This is a genomic window from Dyadobacter subterraneus (genome assembly GCF_015221875.1).
Taxonomy (GTDB): Bacteria; Bacteroidota; Bacteroidia; order Cytophagales; family Spirosomataceae; genus Dyadobacter; species Dyadobacter subterraneus.
Genome location: NZ_JACYGY010000001.1, coordinates 3,464,659 through 3,489,398 on the forward strand (window position 1 = coordinate 3,464,659; position 24,740 = coordinate 3,489,398).

At 39.1% G+C, this 24,740-nt stretch carries 23 protein-coding genes; 8 read left to right on the forward strand and 15 right to left on the reverse strand.

Translation table 11 applies throughout. From position 1 onward, the window contains the following. Positions 1-156 precede the first annotated feature (156 nt). The 3 genes from ppk1 to IEE83_RS14270 form a co-directional block, all read right to left on the reverse strand. Positions 157-2,256 carry a polyphosphate kinase 1 gene (gene ppk1 / locus IEE83_RS14260; protein ID WP_194121220.1) on the reverse strand — a complete coding sequence of 700 codons (2,100 nt, stop codon included), beginning with the start codon at positions 2,254-2,256 and terminating at the stop codon, positions 157-159. Between the two features lie 222 nt (positions 2,257-2,478). Further along, positions 2,479-3,120 (reverse strand): orotate phosphoribosyltransferase, encoded by a 642-nt coding sequence (pyrE, locus tag IEE83_RS14265; protein ID WP_194121221.1) that lies wholly within the window; start codon positions 3,118-3,120, stop codon positions 2,479-2,481. Position 3,121: 1 nt separating this feature from the next. Continuing rightward, positions 3,122-4,468 (reverse strand): hemolysin family protein, encoded by a 1,347-nt coding sequence (locus IEE83_RS14270; protein ID WP_452124556.1) that lies wholly within the window; start codon positions 4,466-4,468, stop codon positions 3,122-3,124. A gap of 56 nt (positions 4,469-4,524) precedes the next feature. On the opposite strand from IEE83_RS14270, the gene IEE83_RS14275 reads away from it, so the two are divergent. Then, positions 4,525-5,214: an NUDIX hydrolase gene (locus IEE83_RS14275; protein WP_194121223.1), complete on the forward strand. Its 690-nt coding sequence runs from the start codon at positions 4,525-4,527 to the stop codon at positions 5,212-5,214. A gap of 60 nt (positions 5,215-5,274) precedes the next feature. Further along, complete coding sequence (locus IEE83_RS14280; RefSeq protein WP_194121224.1) at positions 5,275-5,688, forward strand: DUF983 domain-containing protein; 414 nt, start codon at positions 5,275-5,277, stop codon at positions 5,686-5,688. Between the two features lie 79 nt (positions 5,689-5,767). On the opposite strand, the gene coaD is transcribed toward IEE83_RS14280, so the two are convergent. From coaD to IEE83_RS14300, 4 genes are all read right to left on the reverse strand, one after another. Beyond that, positions 5,768-6,253 carry a pantetheine-phosphate adenylyltransferase gene (gene coaD / locus IEE83_RS14285; RefSeq protein ID WP_194121225.1) on the reverse strand — a complete coding sequence of 162 codons (486 nt, stop codon included), beginning with the start codon at positions 6,251-6,253 and terminating at the stop codon, positions 5,768-5,770. A gap of 120 nt (positions 6,254-6,373) precedes the next feature. Then, positions 6,374-7,279, reverse strand: coding sequence for a DUF3822 family protein (locus IEE83_RS14290; protein WP_194121226.1), 906 nt, complete (start codon positions 7,277-7,279; stop codon positions 6,374-6,376). 53 nt (positions 7,280-7,332) lie between these two features. Continuing rightward, positions 7,333-7,815, reverse strand: a complete 483-nt coding sequence (locus IEE83_RS14295) for an NUDIX domain-containing protein (RefSeq protein ID WP_194121227.1) — start codon at positions 7,813-7,815, stop codon at positions 7,333-7,335. Between the two features lie 141 nt (positions 7,816-7,956). Beyond that, positions 7,957-8,397, reverse strand: a complete 441-nt coding sequence (locus IEE83_RS14300; protein ID WP_194121228.1) for a CBS domain-containing protein — start codon at positions 8,395-8,397, stop codon at positions 7,957-7,959. Positions 8,398-8,537: 140 nt separating this feature from the next. Between IEE83_RS14300 and IEE83_RS14305 the strand changes: the two genes are divergently transcribed. Further along, positions 8,538-9,965 carry an ATP-dependent DNA helicase gene (locus IEE83_RS14305; RefSeq protein ID WP_194121229.1) on the forward strand — a complete coding sequence of 476 codons (1,428 nt, stop codon included), beginning with the start codon at positions 8,538-8,540 and terminating at the stop codon, positions 9,963-9,965. A 17-nt stretch (positions 9,966-9,982) separates the two neighbouring features. On the opposite strand, the gene IEE83_RS14310 is transcribed toward IEE83_RS14305, so the two are convergent. Next, positions 9,983-10,936 carry an L-threonylcarbamoyladenylate synthase gene (locus IEE83_RS14310; RefSeq protein WP_194121230.1) on the reverse strand — a complete coding sequence of 318 codons (954 nt, stop codon included), beginning with the start codon at positions 10,934-10,936 and terminating at the stop codon, positions 9,983-9,985. A gap of 285 nt (positions 10,937-11,221) precedes the next feature. Here IEE83_RS14310 and IEE83_RS14315 point away from each other — a divergent pair, with 285 nt between their 5' ends. Both IEE83_RS14315 and IEE83_RS14320 read left to right on the forward strand, forming a co-directional pair. Further along, positions 11,222-12,961, forward strand: coding sequence for a GMC family oxidoreductase (locus tag IEE83_RS14315; protein WP_194121231.1), 1,740 nt, complete (start codon positions 11,222-11,224; stop codon positions 12,959-12,961). A 36-nt stretch (positions 12,962-12,997) separates the two neighbouring features. Next, on the forward strand, positions 12,998-13,627 hold the full coding sequence (locus IEE83_RS14320; RefSeq protein WP_194121232.1) for a gluconate 2-dehydrogenase subunit 3 family protein: 630 nt from the start codon (positions 12,998-13,000) through the stop codon (positions 13,625-13,627). A 79-nt stretch (positions 13,628-13,706) separates the two neighbouring features. Here the strand turns inward: IEE83_RS14320 and IEE83_RS14325 are convergent, their stop codons facing one another. From IEE83_RS14325 to folP, 5 genes are all read right to left on the reverse strand, one after another. Further along, the gene (locus IEE83_RS14325; RefSeq protein WP_194121233.1) at positions 13,707-15,320 is read right to left on the reverse strand and encodes an ABC-F family ATP-binding cassette domain-containing protein; all 1,614 of its coding nucleotides are present in this window, start codon (positions 15,318-15,320) and stop codon (positions 13,707-13,709) included. Between the two features lie 169 nt (positions 15,321-15,489). Then, on the reverse strand, positions 15,490-16,758 hold the full coding sequence (locus tag IEE83_RS14330; RefSeq protein WP_194121234.1) for a lactonase family protein: 1,269 nt from the start codon (positions 16,756-16,758) through the stop codon (positions 15,490-15,492). Between the two features lie 305 nt (positions 16,759-17,063). Further along, on the reverse strand, positions 17,064-17,327 hold the full coding sequence (gene rpsT / locus IEE83_RS14335) for a 30S ribosomal protein S20 (protein ID WP_194121235.1): 264 nt from the start codon (positions 17,325-17,327) through the stop codon (positions 17,064-17,066). A 108-nt stretch (positions 17,328-17,435) separates the two neighbouring features. Beyond that, entirely contained in the window at positions 17,436-18,239 is an 804-nt protein-coding gene (gene cdaA / locus IEE83_RS14340; protein WP_194121236.1) for a diadenylate cyclase CdaA, read from the reverse strand. 24 nt (positions 18,240-18,263) lie between these two features. Beyond that, entirely contained in the window at positions 18,264-19,127 is an 864-nt protein-coding gene (gene folP, locus IEE83_RS14345; protein WP_194121237.1) for a dihydropteroate synthase, read from the reverse strand. Between the two features lie 166 nt (positions 19,128-19,293). On the opposite strand from folP, the gene IEE83_RS14350 reads away from it, so the two are divergent. The 3 genes from IEE83_RS14350 (at position 19,294) to IEE83_RS14360 (ending at position 21,567) form a co-directional block, all read left to right on the forward strand. After that, on the forward strand, positions 19,294-19,839 hold the full coding sequence (locus tag IEE83_RS14350) for a DUF1599 domain-containing protein (protein ID WP_194121238.1): 546 nt from the start codon (positions 19,294-19,296) through the stop codon (positions 19,837-19,839). A gap of 39 nt (positions 19,840-19,878) precedes the next feature. After that, positions 19,879-20,973, forward strand: coding sequence for a BT_3928 family protein (locus IEE83_RS14355; RefSeq protein ID WP_194121239.1), 1,095 nt, complete (start codon positions 19,879-19,881; stop codon positions 20,971-20,973). 90 nt (positions 20,974-21,063) lie between these two features. After that, positions 21,064-21,567, forward strand: coding sequence for a shikimate kinase (locus tag IEE83_RS14360; protein WP_194121240.1), 504 nt, complete (start codon positions 21,064-21,066; stop codon positions 21,565-21,567). Positions 21,568-21,630: 63 nt separating this feature from the next. On the opposite strand, the gene IEE83_RS14365 is transcribed toward IEE83_RS14360, so the two are convergent. Together IEE83_RS14365 and IEE83_RS14370 are read right to left on the reverse strand one after the other, a co-directional pair. Continuing rightward, positions 21,631-23,175 carry a hypothetical protein gene (locus IEE83_RS14365; protein WP_194121241.1) on the reverse strand — a complete coding sequence of 515 codons (1,545 nt, stop codon included), beginning with the start codon at positions 23,173-23,175 and terminating at the stop codon, positions 21,631-21,633. A gap of 117 nt (positions 23,176-23,292) precedes the next feature. Next, positions 23,293-24,627 (reverse strand): hypothetical protein, encoded by a 1,335-nt coding sequence (locus IEE83_RS14370; protein WP_194121242.1) that lies wholly within the window; start codon positions 24,625-24,627, stop codon positions 23,293-23,295. Positions 24,628-24,740 lie beyond the last annotated feature (113 nt).

Sequence of the window (24,740 nt, forward strand, 5' to 3'; positions counted from 1 at the left end):
TAGTTTTTACATCTCAAGAGGATTTTACTCCGTTAAGTTGAAAAACAATGATTGTTTGAAATTTCAATTTTTCAAAAATTAGCCTGATGGTTTCAAAAACGGCTAAACAAGATTATACGTTGGAGGGTAAATTATTTTTTATAAATTTAAAATAATTTATTCAGATTTACGAATACTCATATTTCTTTCAAGGCGTTCAGCAAGTCGATAGTTTGCTTCCTGCGCCCTTACTTTTGGTGTGCTTGCGTCGTATTGGATTCTTAAATTATTCTGGTATAAATCCAGCCTGACTGCTTTCTGGTTATCATTAACATAATTTTTCAAAACCTGGCGCATCTGGCCTTTTAAAGCTTCATCAAGGATTGGAAAACAAACATCAATTCTACGATGCAGATTACGGTAAGTCCAGTCGCAGGATGAAAGATAAATCTCATCATTACCACGATTACCAAAATGAAAAATACGGGTATTTTCCATATAACGATCCACGTGCCGGCTCACCGTTATGTTATCACTGATTGACGGAAGACCGGGAATCACTCCGCAGCTTTCGCTGATAATGATGTGCACCATTACCCCGGCTTTACTAGCCTGATACAGTTTATCAATCAGCGTATGATCCTGAATCTGATTTAGTTTGATCGTTATAAATGATTTCAAACCGGCATTGGAATTCTTGATTTCTCTGTCAATCAGATCAATCAGTTTTTTCTGAATTGTAAACTGAGTGACCTGTAAAAAATTGAAAGGCAGATATTTATACTTTTTTGGTTCATCTTGTGTATACAGATAACCAAATAACAATTCCAGTTCATTCGTCAATTCGCGGTGGCTGGTAAGCAGCGCATGGTCAACAAATTCGCGGCTTGTCAGCCGATAAAAACCTCCTGTGCCTAGAAATGCATAACGCTCCCACCCTTTTTGCACACGACGTTTAATCAGTGCCATTTTTGCATGCACTTTGAGCCCGGGAATGCTGAAAATAATCTTGACACCCGCATCTCTCATTTTTCGTGACCACTGCATATTTTCCTGAATATCCAGCTTTGCGTTCAATTCAACATAAGTGACAACTTTTTTCCCGTTTCTGGAAGCACTGATAAGCGAGTTTAGAATAAAGGAATTTGCACTGATTTTGTAAAGAGAAACATGAATTTCCTTAACATAAGGATCAATTGCCGCTTCATTGAAAAACCTGACAATCGGATTATAGGAATGATAAGGCAAATGAAGCAGCTGGTCTGCCCGCTGAATTGATTCAAAAACAGATTCAGTTTCTTCAAATTCACTATTATGTATTGGTCTTTGGTAAGGATAATCCAGCTTTTTGGAGAATGAAGGAAACGTCAGCAAATCCTGCATATACAGATAACTTCCTCTTTCATGAAATTCATTCATGAGCATTCCTGCCCTGTTGGATAAATATTCCCGGATGTACAGAGGCATACCCGACTCATAAAAAAATTGAAGTGGCTGAACAAAATTCCTTTTTTCAAGTTGTTTAATAATCCGCTGAGCCATTACCATTGGATACTCATCCTCAATAGTAAGTTCAGTTTCCTTCTCACCCCTAAGGGTATATGAATCAATGATTTCATATCCGGGAAAAAGAACCGGCAGGTTTTCACGAATAATATCTTCAAGAAAAGCTACATACTTTTTCCCCTCATATTCAGGCATTTCTACAAACCTGCCAAATGGTTCTGTTGGTATATTTACAACAGCATACCAATCTTCATCCTGGTCTTCCTTAAAAACAAGATGAACGACAAGATATAGCTCTTTTGATTCAAAAAAGGAGATTTTGGAATTTCTGCGGCCATCCAGAAAAACAGGCTGCAAATACCGGAAAAGCTTGTCTATGAAGAATTTTCTTACAAATGATAAATGCTCGGGAGAAAAAGATTCTTTATAGTAAAGATGGACACCCTGATCATTTAGTGACGGTAAAATGCGTGTAACCAGGATTTCGTTGAATTCCCTGAGCTGATTATCTACGGTTTCATAAACATGCTCCAAAAGCGATTCCGGATATACATTCAGTTTTGTTCTGATATCCTTGCTTACCTCACCCATGGCGAGAAGATTCGGTATTCGTACCCTGAAAAATTCTTCAATCTGATAGGAATATTGACCCATAAATTTCAGCCTTTCACGAACCGGAACAGAATCATCGTTCGCTTCCAGAAGTAACCTGAAATTATTAGAGAGCCAGCTTAAATTCGTATCAAAATAGGGGTAAGAAACGTCAATCATTTAACAAACTAAAAAGGATTCAAATTATGCAACAAGATTATGAAGTTGGAGGGCAGGAGAAGTGTTTGTTACTCGAAATATAACAATGTATTGAAAACATTCAATGTTAAACAATTAATATTTTCCCGGAAACTTTCAAGCGTTTATCTTACGGGATTTTGATAATACAGCAAAAAGCCTGAAAGACTGTCATAGTCTTTCAGGCTTTTCTTCCTTATTTTTTTATTTTCCCCACAAATCCGGTTGCACCCGCCACTGACTCAGGCTTTCTACCTGTTCCATGGTGATATATTCGTGTTCAAGTGCAGAGGCTATTAGCGCGTTGTAATTGCTTATAACACTTAGTTTTACATTTTTTTCTTCAAAATTATTTTCAGCAACCTGGAAATCATAGGTAAAAATGGCAACCATTCCCGCCACTTCAATACCAGCGTTACGCAGAACATCAACAACTTTTAGAGAACTTCCACCTGTCGAAATCAAATCTTCAACAATGACAACCGATTGACCTTTTTCCAGACGGCCTTCAATCTGGTTTCCCATTCCGTGTTTTTTAGGTTCAGGACGAACATAGGCAAAAGGAAGTTCAAGAATATCGGCTACCAAAGCACCCTGAGCAATTCCGCCTGTGGCAACACCCACAATTGCATCTACACCAGGATATTCAGATTTGATAAGATCTGCCAGTGCTTTCTTGATAAATGTTCTTGTATCAGGATATGATAAAGCAACACGGTTATCGCAATAAATTGGTGACAACCAACCAGAACTCCACTGAAAAGGTTTGTCCGGACTTAATTTGATAGCCTGTGCTTCTAAAAGTAACTCTGCAACTCTGCGGGATATTTCGGTTTCTTCTGCCATTTTATTCGTTTGAATCGTCTTTCTTATTATTTGTAACCAACAACTTGTCTATTCTGCTTTTATCCATGTCAATCACCTCAAAATCAAAGTGTTTCCATTTGAACTTCTCACCGGTTTTAGGAATATTTTCCAGCACATGAAGTACAAATCCTCCAAGCGTGTTAAACCCGACAAATTCCTTTCGTTCTGATTCCTGCATATTCAGGTCAAAATACTGGATGAAATTATCGAAAGGTAATTGGGCATCAATCAAATAACTTCCGTCTTCCCTCTGGATAATTTCAGAATCTTCTTCATCTTCCTCGGAAATATTTCCTACCAAAGCGTCCATGATATCATGCATCGTCACAACACCAAGCAAACCGCCATATTCATCTACAATAATCCCGAAATAAACCTTTTGCTCCTTAAATTTTTCCAAAGCCTGATAGGCCCTGTTACTTTCGGGAAGATAAACCGGATCCTTTAAAATCTCGGTCAAATCCGCCAAACGAACTTCCAGATCCGTTGCGAGCAGATCTTTTATGTAAATCAATCCCACAACATCATCAACGGTATCACGACATACGGGATATACAGAATGGCGAGATTCAAGAACTTTTGCCTTATTTTCTTCAACGGTATCTTCCACATCCAGCCAGACAATTTCCTGGCGGTTTGTCATCAGGGAGGTAATTTTCCGGTCGCCTAATTGAAAAACATTATGAACAATTTCCTGCTCAATTTCTTCAAAAACACCACCGGTTGTTCCTTCCTGAATCAAGCTCTTGATCTCCTCTTCTGTAACAGAATTTTCACTTTGTTTGATATTAAGCAGACGAATGATCAGATCGCTTGAAAAACCAAGCAGAGAAATAAAAGGAGCTGTGGCAACCGAAATTATATTCATCGGCCGCGCCATGAACTTAGAAATCGCCTCAGGATTGGCCATACCGATCCGTTTGGGAACAAGTTCACCCAGAACCAGCGAAAGATAAGTGATTGCAACCAGCACCGTACCGACGGCAAGTGTGTGGCTATACGGTAGCAATAAAGGAATGGTAGCAATTATTTTTTCGAAGTCTGCCGTGATATTATCACCACTGTACATACCCGTCAAAAGGCCGATTAATGTAATACCTATCTGAACAGTCGAAAGAAATCTGGTTGGTGAGTTGGCCAGGTTTAAGGCAGCCTTGGCACTCGAATCTCCGTTCCGGGCAGCTGCCTCTAGGCGGGATTTTCTGGAAGATACAAGTGCTATCTCAGACATGGAAAATATACCATTGAGAAGCACTAAAAGTAAAATTATAAGGAGTTCCAAGAAATTATTATTTATTATTACTGCAAATTTATCAATAATAATCACTGTCTAAACTAAACTCTTTACTTAATTTTGCTCATCGACATCCGTACCCACATCAAATGATTATTTTTTTCGACGACCGTCCCTTCCGAATAGTACGGACAAATGAATTAACTGCGGCTGAAACTTCTGACTTTGATCACATCGTTGATCTTAGACTGGAGAAGCTGCAAAAGAGTATGTTTACCGGACATGTACTTTTCCTGAACGCAACCTCAACAACTGCTATTCAAGCAATTAACTTGCTGGAAAAGGAACTTCCCAAGGAAATGTTATCCGTCACACTTGCTACCCGCGAGAAGGCAGATGTTGAAGAAAAGGTTAAAAGTCTGTACAAAGTCATCAAAGCCGCAGGTGGTGTAGTAGTAAAAGGAGACAAATGGCTTTTTATGTTTCGTCGTAAAAAATGGGATTTGCCAAAAGGAAAATTAGACAAAGGTGAAAACTCAAAAAAAGCGGCTGTTCGGGAAATTGAGGAAGAAACGGGTGTAAAAGCACTTGTTCGTGATAAAATATGCACAACATGGCATACTTATACCATGAACAACAACCGGATTTTAAAAAGAACCAAATGGTACCTTTTCGACTGCCTGGACGATTCTGCAATGCAGCCACAGGCGGAAGAACAAATAGAAAAACTGGAATGGTACACTCCTTCGGAAGCCAAATCAATTTTGATCAATTCATTCAGTTCAATACGTTACGTGGTTGACAGTTTAAAGAAAATTCAAAATTTTAAGGAACAATAGTAAAAGCTGAGGTATGGATTTTTATACCTCAGCTTTCATTATTCATTATTCCGCAATTCCATGTTCAAGGGAACCAAATTATACAGCATTTTCACCAATACCTGCCCGAAATGTCAGACTGGTGCTTTCTTTAAAACCAACAACCCATACAATTTAAAGAAATTCGACAAGGTCAACGATGAATGTGCGTATTGCAAAGAGTCATTTACCAGAGAACCAGGATTTTATATCGGTTCAATGTATGTAAGTTACGCACTTTCAGTGGCGCTGATGGTTGCAGCGTTTGTAGGTTTTGTAGTAATACTGGACTATGATTTGAATTACGTTCTGGCCGGACTGTTAATTTCCTACGTTATTCTGATACCTGTTATGTTCAGGACGGCCAGACTGATCTGGATTAATATATTTGTAAAATATGATCCGGTGAAAGGTAAATTGGCCAAGGAATTGAAAGCTGCCAAAAAATTACAATAAACGATATTACAGAAAAGCGCCTGACAAATAAGTTTTACACTTAACTTATCAGGCGCTTTTTTTATTAAATATTAAAATCTCAGCTTTTCTTTTCTCTAAGTTTATTTAGCTCCGACAACGAATAAGGAAGAAAATCATCCACGCCCTGTCCATATCTGTGAAGATCTCTGATAATACTGGAACTAATCGGGGCAAGATTTGGTGACGTAATTAGAAATACCGTTTCAATTTCTTCATACACAAAACGGTTCACCTGCGCTATGCCGTTTTCATATTCAAAATCAGTTGTATTTCTAAGTCCTCTTAACAAAAATTTTGCTCCTATTTCCCTGGCAACACGAGCGGTAAGATCGTTGTAAGTAATTACACTGACGTTTTTCTCCTTTTCAAATGTCTTTTCAATCAGCTCCTTCATGACGTCCAAAGGAAAATAACGCTGTTTGCTGGAATTATTTCCTATCCCTACTACTACCTCATCAAAAAGTCTGAGGCCTCGCAAAATGATATCTTCATGACCTTTTGTAAAAGGATCAAAAGATCCGGGAAACAGCGCTATTCGCTTCATATATTCAAATAAAAAAGAGAGACATTTTGGAATTCAGATGCGATAATACTGAAATAACCAGAACCAAACGTTATAAAATGCAATCTTAATTATTTTCTAAGTAAGACTCATCCGTAATTTTCAGGAAGATACCAGATATGTGTTGAACAAACCGAAATACCGATGTCCCGGAATATCTCCGCAATGTGTGCTATAACGAAGCGTAGTCGGGCCGGTTCCAATCTGAATATTCGAGAAGAAACGTCCAAGTTCTACATAATTATCAGACAGCGGACTAACCTCTCCGTAGCACAAAACTTTCATTTCTTCGGGAGAAAAGTTGAGTTCATTTAAAGCGAAAAGAATGATATAGGCAAGTTCCTGAGGCTGAGAAAATTTGAAACGATTGCATAAAATAAGCTGCTCACTTTCCGTCACAACAAGGGTAAAATAACCCTTTTCCAAAAATACGGAAACCACTTTAATCTCCTGATGTTCCGCGTGGCTCACTAAAGCGCCAATGATTAACGGACTTGTAAGGTGATAAAATGATAAATCAGACGATTCAAAGTGGGTTACCATCCAGTTGTACCATACCTTCGGAATACTGAAAACATTGTTTGCATGAACGAGGGGCAACTCATGATAAAGTACTCTTTCATCATCATTTACAGGATGTCCCAAAGCAAATTCCAGATAACTTGGCGCCGAATCTTTTTCAAAAATCAGACTTGGTATCAAACTGAATGCATGGGAATTAATTGCAATTCTTACATTTTTCCAATGATTTGATGACCAGAGCAAATGTCCGGTGAAAATTTTTTTCAATCTGTCAAAAACCTCTTCCTGACTTAAAACAACGTCAAAATTATAATCTTCCAGCCAGATGCATTCCATTTTCTCATCCCTGACGATACAAAAACGTATACGTCTTTCATCCACTTCAATGCACAACGTACAAAACGGTATTGCATCTGCATCAAATGAATTATCTCCTACCAAAAGGGTCGGAATTACTTCAATTGCCTGGTTTTCAATTAGTGCCACAATATATTGTTAAAGTATTTATAATTTAAATAACGTTAAGCCATGCTTTTATTTCAAAGGTAACCTTTGAGCGACAGTACATCTTCAATAGTTTCACAATTATGAAATAAACTGTGAACGTGGTTTTCCGGAAGCTGCTTAATTTCTTCCATCGACATAAAACGAACTTCCTTGATAATCTGGTTTTGCTCTGAGCATTCGGGATCAATACCAGTTATAACAGAACCTGAAAAGTTTCTAATCTGAAAAAATAGCTCAACTGCATGTAAAGGAGGCTGGATGAATTCATTAACAAAAAGTAATTCACCAGCTTCAATTTCCAGGCCGGTTTCTTCCAGAAATTCCCTCTTCAATGTCTCAGGAGCACTTTCTCCAAACTGCATACCACCTCCCGGTGGGCTCCAGAAAATATTTTCATCACCTAAAAAACGGTGCCGTATCATCAGAATACAATTATCAGCTACGCAAATTCCGCAAACGCGAATGCGTAATCTGCTTCCGTACAATTCTGTAATTTCGTTTTTTCCCGCGTCCAAGGCTTCTGTTTTAGGAGGGGACAAAGATAGCCAACCTGTCAAAAACGACAAGTTATTCCTTTTATTTGATACAAAAAATCTCCGTTAGCACAGCTTACTGACTAACAGAGATTTGAGTTTCTAATAACTTCCTTGAAAAAATCAAGCGTATGGTGTGCCCGAAATATATCCTTCCAGCGTTTTTATATGCGCTTTTTGTTCACGAATAATGGCCGATACAATATCATTAATTGATATGATACCGACAAGTTCTCCTTTTCTGTTAACCGGAAGATGGCGAATGTGTTTGTCAGACATGATCTGCATACAATCCTCAATTTTCTGATCTGTTTCCACCGTGATGACACGACTTGTCATAACCTCCTGAACCAGCGTATCGCGTGACGCACGACCCAATAGGATAACCTTGCGGGCATAGTCTCGTTCTGAAAATATTCCAATTAATTCCCCGTCTTCAAGAACCAGTACAGCACCGATATTTTTTTCGGCCATCAGCTCTAAGGCATGGAAAACAGTTGTCTCTTTTGTGATAGAGAAAATAGCGTCAATAGACTTGTTGGCGAGCACTTGGTATACTTGCATAGACGTTCCGGTTATGGTTTATGAATAAACTCGAAAACTAATATATGAAATACTATGAAAAAGTGCAATTAAATCCAGGTTTATTTTTGTTACTGAATGTCGACTTTGATAATTGATTTTGATCCAGTAGTTTCGTATCCATGGAATCAGGCCAATTATTACCGTCACAAAGTTTAGTCAAAAAATTTCCTTTCAGACCTACAAAAGGCCAGCTTCGCTTTTTTGCCAAAACGGATGATTTCTTGATTGAGGAAAGTGGTCTGGAACGTTACCGCGATTGTTTTTTACTGAAAGGATATGCCGGTACCGGAAAAACGACCATCATCAGTACCTTGATTAAAGTGCTGAAAAATTATGGATACAAATCGGTTTTGCTCGCGCCAACCGGTCGCGCAGCCAAAGTGATGTCGAATTATTCTGAAAAAATCGCTCTCACGATTCATAAGAAAATTTATAAGCAAACTGCTGATTCATTTTCAGGAAACCTGACTTTCCAAAGACAAAAAAACTATCATGACAATACGCTTTTCATTATTGATGAGGCGTCGATGATCAGTGATGATGCAGAATTTGGTAACCGCAGCTTACTTGCTGATCTGATTGAATTTGTATTTGAAAATCCCGGAAATAAATTGATGCTGATCGGCGATGTGGCTCAGCTTCCGCCAGTTGGCAAAGAACTTAGTCCGGCACTGGATAAAGTTTATCTTGAAAAAAATTTCTATATGTCAGTTTTTGAAGAAGAGTTGACCGAGGTAATGCGCCAGGATGAACAGTCCGGAATTTTATTTAATGCAACAGAACTCCGTGACCAGTTGCGTGAAGAAAAACCAACAGTGAATATCATCACCAAATCATACCGGGACACCTTCCGGATGACTGGCGAAAGACTGGAAGAAGGTTTGCGTTATGCTTTTGACAAATATGGTCAGGAGAATACCATAATTCTGACGCGTTCAAACAAATCAGCTGTACAATATAATGAGTACATCCGCCGAGCCATCAACTTTTCGGAAGAAGAACTGGATGCCGGCGACAGGCTTATGGTTGTCAGGAATAACTATTCCGTGTTAGATGAAGACTCTCCTGCGGGATTTATTGCTAACGGTGATTTTGTAGAGTTATTAAAAATCAAGAAAACTCAGGAAATTCACGGTTTCAGGTTTGCCGACGTTGTTTTAAGATTAACGGATTATGAAAAGCAACCTGAGTTTGATGCCAAAATAATGTTGGATACACTGCACTCGGCTTCTCCTTCCCTATCTTCCGAGGATAACCGAAAGTTGTATGACAGTGTCCTGGAAGATTATTTTTACATCACCTCGAAAAAAGAAAGATCCGAAGCTTTGCGGAAAGATCCTTATTTGAATGCTTTGCAAGTGAAATTTTCTTACGCGCTTACCTGTCACAAAGCGCAAGGCGGACAATGGAGCGCAGTGTTTATTGACCAAGGCTATTTACCTGAGGAACAAATAAACAATGAATTTATTCGCTGGCTGTACACCGCTATTACCCGTGCTACGGATGAAGTTTTTTTAATGAACTTTCACTCCTACTTTTTCAAATAAGACGAAATCAATCCAGTTTAATCAACCGCTGCCGCTCTTTTTAAACGATCATTAATTGCTCTTCCCAAATCATTATCTGGAACTGGCTCCGCCCAAATCTGGCTTAACGATTGTGCATCCAATTCTCTTAAATAAGCAAATAAATTATGAGCAGCTTCTTTCAAATTGCTTGTCGGACTTAAAATCCTTTGATTTTTTTGATCGATTCCTTCTATGTATTTATCAAAAAGTAGATAACCAAAACCATCAGCGTGAACAGGAAAATCATTTCTTTCAGTTAAAAAAAACGGCTTTTTCGGCGCGTAATGACTTTTCAGCATACCCGGTGCCTGTGGGTTTGAAGATGAATGTGCCATCAGAGCCACCCCTCCTACTGCACTTTCAATATCTTCAATGGACAGTCCACCTAATCTGTAAATGGTAGGAATTCCATCAACAAAACCAATTATCGTTGATTCTATACCAATTCCGCATTCACCACCATCCATTATATAGGGAATTTTTTCTCCCAGTTGCTGTTCAACGTGCTGCGCATTCGTGGGGCTGATATATCCAAATGGATTTGCGCTTGGAGCGGCCAGAGGAAATTCCAGCGCACGGAGTAAGTCGAGTGTTAAAGGATGATCAGGAATTCTGACAGCAACAGTATCAAGTCCGGAAGTTACAAGATCCGGGATGGCAGATTTTTTTGGTAATAATAAGGTTAAAGGCCCCGGCCAGAATTTTTGCGCTAATATCAGAGCCGCCTCTGGTATATCGGAAACGAGTAATGATAGTTTTTCAACAGAATCCGTATGAACAATTAAAGGATCAAAAGACGGACGGTTTTTGGTCTCAAAAATTGATAATACTGCTTTTTCATCCAATGCATTTCCTGCCAGACCGTAAACTGTTTCGGTAGGAATTGCTACCAGTTGTCCCTTTTGTAAAAATTCTTTTGCAAGACGAATGTCTTTCCCAATGATAGCCAAAATGTAATTCTTGTTTTTTTGACTACAAAGGTATCAAAATCGTTTTTATTACGCATTTTAGAGGTCCAATTTGATCAAATTTCAGTATTATTATTTTGGCCGTACCATAATTTGTTATGCTTGTTCAAATGAATTTTTGTTAAAATGAACAAGATAAATCATACCCTCATTCCACCATTTAGATTCGTTTTAAATTACCTTGAAAATGATTATTAAAGGGGACGGTTACCTTTTCCATGTTTATATTTATTGATTAAATAGTATTTTCTAAATCAAACCTTAACTATGTTCCAAATTAAAGAACAACCTGCTGTTTTTGATGTCTGTATAATAGGCTCAGGAGCAGGAGGTGGAATGGCCGCTTATCAGCTAGCGAAGGCAGGTGCAAAAGTGGCTCTTCTGGAGGCGGGTGGATATTTTGATCCGGCTGATCCTAAATATATTACACAATTAAAATGGCCTTGGGAATCTCCTCGCCGCGGTGCCAGTACGACACGCCCTTTTGGGGATTTTGATGCTGCGTGGGGAGGCTGGGAACTGGATGGAGAGCCTTACACACATAAAAACAATACGAAATTTGACTGGTTCCGCTCCCGTATGCTGGGCGGCCGGACCAATCACTGGGGACGAATTTCACTTCGTTTCGGCCCAAATGATTTCAAACGCCACAGCATTGACGGCCTTGGAGACGACTGGCCGATCAGTTATGATGATGTAAAACCTTACTATGACCAGGTTGATAAATTGATCGGTGTTTTTGGTACGGTTGAAAATATACATAATGAACCGGATGGAATTTTCCTTCCACCGCCGGCTCCTCGTTTGCATGAACTATTCCTTAAAAAAGCAGGGAAAGCTGCCAATATTCCAGTAATTCCATCCCGTCTTTCCATCCTTACAAAACCGATCAATGATCAGCGCGGGGTATGTTTTTATTGCAGTCAGTGTGGTCGTTCTTGTCAGGCTTATGCGGATTTTTCTGCTTCATCGGTATTGGTAATCCCGGCGATGAAAACAGGAAATGTAACGCTTATCAATAATGCCATGGCCCGTGAAATTCTTACGGATCCGTCAACCGGACTGGCAACAGGCGTTTCTTATGTTGACCGTAACAAATTAACGGAGCATACGATTAAGGCAAAAGTTGTGGTTTTGGCTGCGAGCGCGGGAGAATCTGCACGTTTGCTTTTAAATTCAAAATCTGACAGACACGAAGCAGGTTTAGCCAATTCAAGTGGTGTCGTTGGAAAATATCTGCACGATTCAACAGGAGCTTCAAGAAGTGCGTTTCTACCACATTTGATGGATCGTAAACGTTACAATGAAGATGGCGTTGGAGGCATGCACGTGTACACGCCATGGTGGCTCGACAACAAAAAACTGGATTTCCCAAGAGGTTATCATATTGAATATGGTGGTGGTATGGGTATGCCAAGTTATGGTTTTGGTTCAGGTATTGAAAACATGAACGGAAAATATCCAACTGCAAGTGGAGCTACCAAACCGGCAGGAGGTTACGGCGCTTCACTGAAAGAAGATTACCGCCGTTTCTATGGTGCCTATGTTGGTATGGCAGGTCGCGGTGAAGCGGTTCCGAATATCAATAACTATTGTGAAATTGACCCGAACGTGGTTGATAAATATGGTATCCCGGTTCTTCGTTTTAACTACAATTGGACGGATTACGAAATTAAGCAGGCCAAACACATGCATGATACATTCGAAGAAATGATCCATGCTTTGGGTGGTGTTGCAATGGGAACAAAACCTGGTGCAGATATAAATTACGGTATTGCAGCTCCCGGCCGTATCATTCACGAAGTTGGAACTGTCCGTATGGGTGATGATAAGAAAACGTCTGCTCTGAACAAATTTTCACAGGCACATGATGCGAAAAATGTTTATGTTGTAGATGGCGGCTCATTTGTTTCACAGGCAGATAAAAATCCTACCTGGACAATTCTTGCACTTTCGTGGAGAGCTTCTGATCACATTATTGAACAGATCAAACAAAAGAATTTATAATAACTGTCGGCTCGGGCCGACTCAAATTATATAAAAATGAAACGCAGAGACTCATTAAAAGCATTAACACTCAGCTCTCTTGGCTTTGCAGCTTTGAATCCTCAGGAATCATTGGCAGAAGCAAGAGAAGTTGAATCGGCACTGCCACCGGAAGTTCCTTTAAAGATACCGGGAGGCCGTCAAAAGGAAGAAGCAATCCGGGATGCGCAGTTGATGAAGGAGAAATTTTTCACAGTGGCGGAACTGGCTACAATTAAAGTATTAGCTGATATTATTATCCCCGCCGATGCAAAATCTGGCAGCGCTTCTGATGCTGGTGTACCGGCATTTATTGAATTTATTGTAAAAGATATGCCGCAGCACCAAACACCAATGAGGGGTGGACTGGCCTGGCTTGACCTGGAATCGAACAAGCGATTTAAGAAAAATTTTACGCTTTGTACCCATGCCCAACAAATCCAGATCGTTGACGACATCGCATATCCTGAAAAAGCCAAGCCTGTTTTCAGTCAAGGTGTTGCTTTTTTCAATCTTATGCGTAATTTAACGGCCTCAGGTTTTTATACGACCAGAATTGGTGTGGATGACATTGGTTACGTTGGAAATACGCCTAATATGTGGGCCGGACCACCGGAGGAAGTATTGAAACAATATGGATTTGCCTAAAAAGTGGAATTTATAGGAGTAAATGAAAAAAGGTCATCAGTGTACGCCGATGACCTTTTTCTTATGGCATTGTATCTGATTAATAAAGAGCGTTCCGCTGCGCTTTAACTGTTTCGTCTTTCAAGAAATCATCATAAGGCATTAGCTTATCAAGAATTCCTTTTGGCCCGATTTCGATAATACGGTTTGCAATAGTATGTACAAACTGATGATCATGAGAATAGAATAATAAACAGCCAGAGAAATCAATCAAACCATTGTTAAGCGCTGTGATCGATTCAAGGTCAAGGTGGTTAGTTGGGTCATCCATGATTAAAGCATTCGAACCTGAAAGCATTGTTCGAGACAACATACAACGTACCTTTTCACCTCCTGAAAGTACTTTTGCCTTTTTCAGTGATTCTTCTCCTGAGAAAAGCATACGACCCAGGAATCCACGGATGAAACTTTCATCTTTTTCTTCTGAATACTGACGTAACCAGTCAACAAGGTTTAAATCAACATCAAAGAAAGAAGTCGGATCTTTTGTGAAATAGGATTTGGTAATCGTAACGCCCCAGTTGAAGGTTCCTTTATCAGCTTTTGCCTCATTGTTCAAAATATCAAAAAACGCACTGATTGCCAGTGTATTGCGACTAACAAAAGCAATTTTATCACCTTTATTAACACTGAAACTCATGTTGTTAAACAAAACAACACCATCTTCCGTCTTTTTAGATAAACCGTCAACTGTCAGGATCTGGTCTCCCACTTCACGTTCAGATTTGAAGGCGATGTAAGGATATTTACGTGAAGACGGTTTGATATCATCAATCGTCAGTTTTTCCAGTAATTTCTGACGTGAAGTTGCCTGTTTGGACTTTGAAGCATTCGCACTGAAACGGCGGATAAATTCTTCAAGTTCCTTACGTTTATCTTCTGATTTTTTATTCTGGTCCTGGCGTTGCTTCATAGCCAGCTGGCTCGACTCATACCAGAAAGAATAGTTACCCGAGAACATTTGTACTTTGCTGAAATCAATATCCACAATATGCGTACAAACCTCATCCAGGAAATGCCTGTCGTGAGAAACAACGATTACCGTATTTTTAAAATCTGCAAGGAAGTTTTCAAGCCATAACACCATTTCAACGTCAAGGTTGTTGGTTGGCTCATCCAGTAAAAGTACATCAGGATTTCCAAAAAGTGCCTGGGCCAGAAGAACACGAACTTTAATGTTGGTATTCAAATCACCCATTAATGTTCCATGCATATCTTCACCAATTCCAAGTCCGCTCAACAATTGTGCAGCTTCGGTTTCAGCTTCCCAACCATTCAAATCTGCAAATTCTGCTTCAAGATCTGCTGCTTTTTCACCATCCGCATCTGTGAAATCTTCCTTTTCATAGATCGCCTCACGCTCTTTCATGATTTTATAAAGACGTTCATGTCCCAAAATCACAGTTTCCATAGCCGTATAAGCATCAAATTCAAACTGATCCTGTTTAAGGAAAGTCATCCGCTCCCCAGGATTCATGCTAACCAAACCTGTCTGAGGTTCAATTTCGCCGGAAAGAATTTTTAAAAATGTTGATTTACCTGCTCCATTCGCCCCAATAATACCATAACAGTTTCCAGGTACAAACTTTATATTTACTTCATCAAACAACACCCTTTTGCCGTACCGTAAGGATACGTTCTGAACCGTAATCATCTTAAAACTGATTTTTTATGAATGAAAGTGCAAAAATACAAAAATTAGAGGATTTTTTAGCCTCTTTTTCAATAGAAACCAGAAGTATACAATGGTTTCTTTAAACATAACAAACAGAAGAGGCCGATTATTTACCGGCCTCTTCTGTTTGAAATCTATTAAGTTTAAATCAAGGAATCACACGTAGCGTATGAGCTCCTTTTCCAACACTGATTTTAGCAACCTGTTTTTTCAAAGCCGGCGTTTCACCTTTCGTTACAGTCCAGAATTCAACACCGCCCGTTCCGTTGCCATATTCCTGATATTCATAAACTGAAACAGCAAGGTTTGATCCGTCCTTATCAAAAGCAACGCTTGCAGGATAAATTCCTTCAAATGGATAATCAACCACTTTCGTAAGTGCACCGTTTGCTATTTTGAAAAGAGAAAGAGAGCTTCCCGTTGCAGAACCGGCTTCTGACCAGGGTGATCCACTTTTTCCTGAACTAACGGAAACAAGAGTGGCTCCATCAGGACTGATAGCAAAAGAACCCGTGTTTACACCAACCGGGGCTTTTCCTGCAATTTTGTGTTCCGTAGCTCCGTCCATTGAGAAGTCAACTACCAATATTTCTCCTTCGCCTGTTCCTTTACCAGCGGCAGCTTTATTATCTAAAACGAAATAATGTTTGCCATCAGGAGAAAATTTACCAAAGGTAGCTTCTATTCCTACTTTTACCGGCTTACCAACCAGTTCAACATTTTTCAGTTTACCAGCTTCGCGAAGTACTTTATATAGACCAACTTCATGGCTTTTCAATGTAAAAGCGATAAAGTCACCCGATGGGTGCCATGAAATATCAATGATTTTATTTGTAGAATCCTGGCCAAAAGGCAAGTTCAGGAATCTTGCAGGCTTTCCATCAGGAGCTGATTCGATAAAAACCAATTCTTTGCCGGACTGCATTGTTGAAATAATCAGTTCATTTTTATTGATATCAATGGAAGTAGGAAACTTTCCAACGGCAAATCCAAACTTGGCTTTTGGTGCAGCTAGGTTTGCAATATCAACCACAAATAACTTTTCACCGCCGGGCAACTCAGTTGCTACATCCTTATACTCAGCAACACCATCGTCCGGACGAAGACGGCTTTCAAGAACATATGCCAAACCGCCAGTCGCCGGCACTGCAATTGTCTTGGCTGATCCTAATAATGAATTTGATACCAGTGCCGTTCCTACGGATTTGCTTCCTCTCTCTACCGGAAATTTAATTGATGTTAAAACGTCTTTTGCTGTGTTGTCTCTTAATAGCTTCCCATCAACAAGCGCCGAGGCCGACATATCCGCATCAGAAACAACCACAAGGCCACGGGCGTTAAAATTAACAGGCGATTGTGCAGCAGCAGGAAGAAGTCCCAAAGCTACAAAACCGGCAAATAATGCGACTTTTTTCATAGAAAAAGAAATGTTTAGATAAATTGAATTTTTAGAATAAACAGAATTTAGCTGGCTATAAAATAAACGTTATAACTACTCAAAACAGGCTTAAAACGTTTTTTATAAGATTGCAATATATGACATAAAACATTTAAACTACAAGATTTACTGTCCTTCAACCGTCCATTGTCCATGAATTATTAGTAATCGTATCTACTTATCCGATTAGTTCAAATTAATCTAAAATTCACAACAGGAATAATTATATAGCAGAAAACCCCGACAGTGAAACCATCGGGGCAAAAAATCATAGTAAAAGCTGCTTACGCTGCTACCGAAAGAGAATTAACTAATCTAGCTAATTTTGATTTCTGGTTAGATGCTTTTTTCTTATGGATTATGTTTTTCTTTGCCAAACGATCCAACATAGAAGAAACAGTTTTGTAAACATCTATCGCAACAGTTTTGTCAGTCGTTTCTCTCAATTTCTTGATGTAAGAACGAGTGGTTTTGTGCTGGTAGCGGTTACGCAAACGCTTCGTTTCGTTGGCACGAATTCTTTTTAATGCTGATTTATGATTTGCCATTTTATAATAATGATATTTTTCAATTCTTGGAATCGGTGTGCAAAAATAGGTATATGATATTAAAAACGCAACTTAAGTGATAAATATATTTGAATATATACGTAATTTCTATTTTACCAGTCGCTGCACATCCGACGATAGATATTCAGCCAGGCGATTTTCCAACTCCGCCAACGGAATATTGCTAAGCAATTCGCCTTCTACTGCAAGAGATATTTTGCCGGTTTGTTCTGAAATTACAATTACCACAGCGTCAGTTGCTTCACTCATTCCCATCGCCGCTCTGTGGCGAAATCCTAATGAAGATGGTACGTCAACACCATCTGCAACGGGCAAAACACAACGTGCTGCTTTTAATCTTCCATCAACAATTACTACCGCCCCGTCATGAAGTTCACTATATTGATTAAAAAGAGAAACAATTAATGGTTTTGATACCCGTGCATCAAGTAATTCTCCGGTTTCAATGAATTTCCCCAGATCATCCCGCTTGTTAACGACAATGAGTGCACCGTTAAAATTAGAAGCAATAGTCTTACTGGCGTCTACAATCTCTTTAAGGTTTTTGTTTTTCAGGTCGAGAACGGTACTTCCCAGTATCTTTTTCAAAAATTCGTTATTTGTATAAATAGTTGATTTCCCAATAATTAATAAAAAACGGCGTATTTCCTGTTGAAAAATAACAATAAGAGCCACAGCCCCTACTCCCATGAAATATTGCAAAATCGCGGTCAGCAGACCCAAACCCAGTCCTTTAACGACTAGGTAAAAGACATATACAAACAAATAACCTAAAAATACCCTGCTCGCTATACTGCCTCGGACTAGAAAATAAATCTGGTAAAGAAGAATCGATACCAAAAAAACATCCAGAATATCAGTCCAGTTAACATTTAAAAAACCAACACGCATAAGAAACTCAATATTATTTCGCGACTAAATTACTATTTTTTCCTTCACGCCACTAGTGGCCATCCATAGTTTTACAGCCTCAATAGCCGGTTTTACGTCATGAACACGTATTATTGACGTTCCATGCTGTAAAGAAATTGTATTCAATACCGTTGTTCCTGTTAAAGCTTCTTTTGCAGAAATACCCAACGTATTGTATATCATACCTTTCCTCGAAATTCCCACCAAAAGCGGACACCCCAACTGATGAAATTCTGAAAGATTATTCATGAGTTCAAAATTTTGAGCGGTTGTCTTGGCAAAACCAAAACCGGGATCAATTATAACGTCCGAAACCCCTTTCTGGCGAAGATTGACAAGTTTCTGTCCTAATTCTTTTAAAACCTGAGGCACCAGAAAATCATAATTTGTCAGCTTACTCATCGTTTGCGGCGTTCCCCGCATATGCATCAATATATATGGAACGCCAAGGCTTGCAACCGTATCAAACATATTATTATCCAGAATTCCTCCTGCCACGTCATTAATAACGTGCGCGCCGCTCAAAACTGACTGCCTCGCCACTTCTGAACGAAAGGTATCAACAGAAATTATAAGATCGGGAAAATTCTTATTAAGCGCCTCAATTACCGGCAAAACCCTGTCAGCTTCTTCCTCTGCACTAATTTCAGCTGCTCCCGGACGTGTGGAATAGCCACCAATATCTATAAATGTCGCCCCGTCATTTTGCATACTTTCAGCCCGGTCCATTACTTCGTTTATCGAAGCCATACGGCTCTCTGTATAAAAGGAATCTGGTGTGATATTTAAAATCCCCATGACACGCGGCACGGAAAGATCCAGCAATTGCCCCTTAATTTTGATCGTTTTTTTACTAACTTGCGCCATAAAATAGCTGATATTCGAGATTATAATATGTGTTTTTAGAGTTTCAGAGCCAACAAAAGTCCGTCATTTTAAAACACAAATACTAGTTTACAAAAGCATTCTTAATGGACTGTTTCAGTTATCATAAATTTTGAAAATTCATAAAGCCAAAACTTATTAAGTACGCGTGAAATCGACCGAAGCGGAATATCAGGAAATCATTCAGTATTGCCAAGATCTTTTTACAAAAAAAAATAAAGATTACGGAACTTCATGGCGCATCCTGCGCATTCCTTCTATTACAGACCAGATATTTATTAAGGCCCAAAGAATCCGGACAATTCAGGAAAAAGGGATACAAAAAGTAAATGATGATATTTCCGGAGAGTTTATCGGTATCATCAATTATTGCGTAATGGCCCTGATTCAGATTGAGCTGGGTGATAACAAAATTGAAATCGGTGCGGATGTACTAACTGCATTATATAATGACCAGGTTGAAGCAGTGAAGGAGTTGTTATTCAATAAAAATCACGATTACGGGGAAGCCTGGAGAGATATGCGGGTAAGTTCAATGACGGATATTATTTTGATGAAATTGCTTCGTATCAAACAAATTGAAGATAATGAAGGATTTACATTGGTTTCGGAAGGCGTAAAATCGGGGTATCAGGACATAATAAACTATTCGGTTTTTTGTCTTATCAAGTCAAATGCGCTTCAAACAAATTAATTGAATTTAAGAATTACGGTTGCCTAACAATTGCTTAAAATGAAAATTCTTGCCCATATTTCCAAGATCATCGTAGGGTTACTGTTTATATTTTCAGGTCTGATCAAGTTAAATGACCCGGTTGGGACGCAATATAAACTTGAAGAATATTTTGAGGTTTTTGCCACCGATTTCTCTCATTTTCAACATTTCTTTGAAGCACTTATTCCGTTTGCGCTTTACTTTTCAGTATTTCTATGCGCGGCAGAAGTTGTTTTAGGGATTGCGCTTTTAGTGAGTTATAAGCCAAAAACGATTTCCTGGCTGTTATTGCTGATTATTATTTTCTTTACGTTCCTGACATTCTATTCCGCTTATTTTAATAAAGTTACGGATTGCGGATGTTTTGGTGCAGCGATCAAACTGACGCCCTGGACTTCGTTTGGAAAAGATATTTTCCTTTTGATATTGATTCTTGTAATTCTTTACAAAAGAAAAATCTTTAAATCGCAGCCAACAGGTTTCATTGTGGCGCTTTCCACGTTGGCCTCTTTGGGAATTGCAGTTTATTCCATCAGACATTTACCCATAATTGATTTGCTTGCTTATCGCGTGGGTGCCAGTATTCCGGCACAAATGAAACCTTCTGAACCTTTGAAGTATAAATATATTTTTACGAAAGGAGGAAAAGATCAGGAATTTGAACAGTATCCAACAGACACGACACTTGTTTTTAAGGATATGATTGTTTTAAACGAAGATGCCAAACCAAAAATTACCGATTACCGGGTTTGGAATGATGAAGGTGATTTTACAGAACAAACTTTTAAGGGTAAGAAACTTTTTCTGATCATTAAAAACCTTACAGATATCAATACTGCGGCATTTCCTGATATTCAAAAACTTGTTAATGGCGTTAAGAAAAAAGGTATCGAGCCAATCGTTCTTACATCAGCCAGCAGTGCGGAAATTACAGAATTCCTTTCTTCACATCAATTGGTACTACCGTTTTATTACGTTGATGCAACGGTACTAAAAACAATTTCTCGTTCGAATCCGGGATTATGGCTTTTGAAAGATGGCATTGTAAAGGGTAAATGGCATTACAATGATACTCCGACCGAAGAGGAAGTTTTAGAAGATCTGGCCAAGTAATTCGCCTCATTTTCTTGGTATTTATTTCCCTTTTTGCAGTTTAATTGACCCCAAGCTGTTTTTGATATATACAGCCTTTATAAGTTTGACATGAAAAATATATTTCTGATCGGACTTCCTTCTTCGGGAAAGTCTACTTTGGGAAAAAAACTGGCGCGCCTGCTCGACTACCGTTTTGTAGATATGGATAAACTGATTGAAAAAGATCAGGAAATGACAATTCACGAAATATTTACACAGAAGGGTGAAAATTATTTTCGGGAGGTAGAAAGCCGGATTTTAAAAAATACTATTGAAAACAGAAGTGTGGTCATTGCAACCGGCGGTGGAGCACCTTGTTTTTTTGATAACATGGATTTCATCAAAAAATCAGGAATAAGTGTTTTTCTTGACGTTCACCATATAGAACTTGCCAGGCGTATTCAAAATCACGGAAAAGATGATCGTCCATTATTATCAGGTGCAACTTCCCTTGAAATTGAACTTGAAAAAAAATATCAGCAACGTCTCCCCTATTATTCCCGCGCTGATTTCACTTTGAGCGGTGATGCAGACGCATCGAAATTAGTGGCTATTGTCAAGCCCTTATTATAAGAAGAGAGCCGAAAATCATGATGATTTTCGGCTCTCTTCTTATAACCTGTTTTATCAGATTTATCAGAAAAATGTTCCCACTGTTAATACCACATTTGTTGTGTGGTTATTGATTTTAGCAGAAGCATAATCCTGAGCGTTTGTCAGGACATATGGTGTATACACTGATTTAAATGCATTGTAAGTACCGGAAATATCTGCAAAAAACCGGGTATTACGAATACCTATACCAGCTGAAAATAACAATTTATCTCTATTGATACCGTCAGACTGAATTTTATATGGATCTGACAAATAAGCAATACCTAATCTTCCTCTGAATAATCCGGAGCGGTATTCTCCACCTAGACGGGCATTAACACCAGCTTTATAGGTGTCCTGAATTTCTTGCTTGTAATTTTCCTTGAAAGCCTGATTATCAGTATCCGATAAATATTTGGTTCTGACACGCATTCCTCCATAGCCTACATATTCCAACGAACCTGTAATAAAACCTTTCTGATTAAGAAACACAGTAGCACCAACAGATCCGCGGAAAGGACTTGTAATAGAGTATTCAAAATCGTTTGGAGCCTGAGGAATATCCAAAAGGCTCGGACCAACATCAACTCCTTTATCATCCCGGATAGAACCTAGGATATAATCCGCATGCGTACTCTGATTAAAAGTTTCGCTGACTTTCGTAAAGGTCGGAGAAGTAAGCGATCCACCTAATTGAAATGTAGGATTTACTTTATAAATAATACCGAATGTGGCATTCACCCCATTTCCCGAGACAGTCAAATCTTCACTTTGTACAGCACCCCTAAAAACAGTTCCTGTCGTATAAGTCTCCGTTAAGGTGTGAATATAGTCATATTTGATTCTGTTAAATCCAATCGAACCACCTACATACAATTTATCATTGTAGTTGCCTGCATAAGTAAAATTCCACTGGGTTTGTGCCCCTTTTGAATCAAACTCTCCCAATTGTTGTGTAGGACTGTTGGCATCATAACGACTATATGGCGCCCCGGTAGCCGTGGTTGGATTAATCAAAAACAACTGGTAATAAGCTGCCGCTTCAGAATAAGCCAGGTTTGCGTCTGAATCATAATCGTTACCAAGTGCAGCAGTGGTTGGTTTTGTACTGTTAACATTTTCCAAAACTTTATCAACATAGGCACTTCTATTGTTCAATCCGGAATAACTAAACCTGTTTTGAAATGATTGCTGACGCGAGTAAGAAATTCCGATCGAAGAACTTTTCCATCTGCGTTGATAACCAGGTTTGTTTGTTATAATCAAAGATGCATTCGATAAATTGAAATTGGATTTCCCATCAGTTCTAGTATTACCAATATATTCTGATTTGGTATTGTAATTTGCGACTGATGGACTCATACTAAATTCTGATCTTGTATAAAACCCCAATCCAGCCGGATTTCCACTTATTGAACTTGCGTCTCCTCCAAGCGCTGCATGATTTCCGCCAAGCCCTTGAAAACGTGCAGTTCCTGTTTGATTAATTTCTGAATATCTGAAAGCATCAGAGGCGTATTGGGCAAATGTTGGAATGGATAGCGTTAAACTGCAAAAAAGTCCAATCCATTTTCCTGATTTTGACATGGCTGGTGTAAAGTTTTTAATAGTTGAATATACTGGTTACTAAACGAAGACCCTGCAAAATTATGACATTTTGCAGGGTCGATTTATAATTTAATCTATAAAAATCATTCCTGATTATCAGCGTGGACCTCTTGAACCGCCGCCACCGCCGCCTCTTGAACCACCGCCGCCGCCTCCGCTTGGAGCACTGTAACTTGGTGCGCTGTAAGATCTTGCTGGTGCACTGTAAGTAGGAGCACTGTAATTGTTGCTATTACTTCTTGGCGAGCTGTAATTATCATAACTTCTTGTAGGAGCCTGATAAGATTGTGAACTACGCGCCGGAGCGGAATAGTTTGATTGGCTTCTTTGCAAGTTGTAAGAATCTGAGCTTCTAGATGCGGAAGAAGAACGTGGGCTATACGAATTTAAACTACCATCCGAATAGTTACTTCCAGAACTTCTTGGACGAGAATAATATGTATTTCCGTCACTTACCGTATTTCCTGATCTTGAATAGCCGTTGCTGCTTCTTGCATTGGCATTTCCGGTAGTACCATCAACCCCGGCTCTGCTATTCCCAGAATTACCACGGCTATTTGCTCTTGGAGAAGAATAATAAGAATCACCGGAAGATGAGTTACCTGAAGATCTTAAATTACGTCCGGAGGAATTATCTGCTGAACGAGGCGAATTAACAAAATTAGAATTATAACGTTCGCTGCTTCTTGGACTTCCACCTGATTCACGAGCACCATAAGTACGTGCAAATGCTCTTCTGTCGTTGATATTGTTAACAACAATTACAGGACTGCTATAAGCCCATGGGCTGTAAAAACCGCCGTATCCGTAACCGCCATAGCCATATCCGCCGTATCCATACAAGCTGCTGTAAAATGGATCGTAACCATAGCCATAAGGACTGTATCCGTACATGCTGCTTCCGAAACCGTATGGAGAATAGCCATAACCAAACGAAGAGTAACCAAGACCAAATCCTAAACTGGAAAATGGACTCATACCAAACATGCTTCCAAAACCAAGGCTTAAACCTAAACCTCCCATTCCCATTCCACCCATATAGCCAGGATAATAAGATCTAAAGCCGCTATTCATAGTATATGAGTTATAAGGATTTGAAAAGCGGGTTGCCTGATTGTATCCATCAGTAAAACCGGCATTATATCCTACATCACTTGAAATGTTACGTTGCGCACTTCTGGCTGAAATGTATGAATCATCATAATAATCGCCGTTGCTTATTACATCTTCATCCCGCGTATCTACGTAATCAGGATTACTTGAACGGGACATAGTCTGTGTCGAACGATTGTTTTTTGTAACAACTCCCGTATTTGGAATCCCTCCGTAAAGGTCATCATATCCTCCACCTGATTGTGAAGCGTATTGATTACTGCTACATCCGGCAGCTCCCAACAGCAACATCAGGGAAAAATATTTTAAATTATTCATGCTCCTCATGGCTCTAGTTGTTTATAATGTTGTATCTAATATACATAAATTTTCGTACCAGACTGTGAATAAAACATCATTAGTATGACATTAATTCCAAAGTTAACATAAAA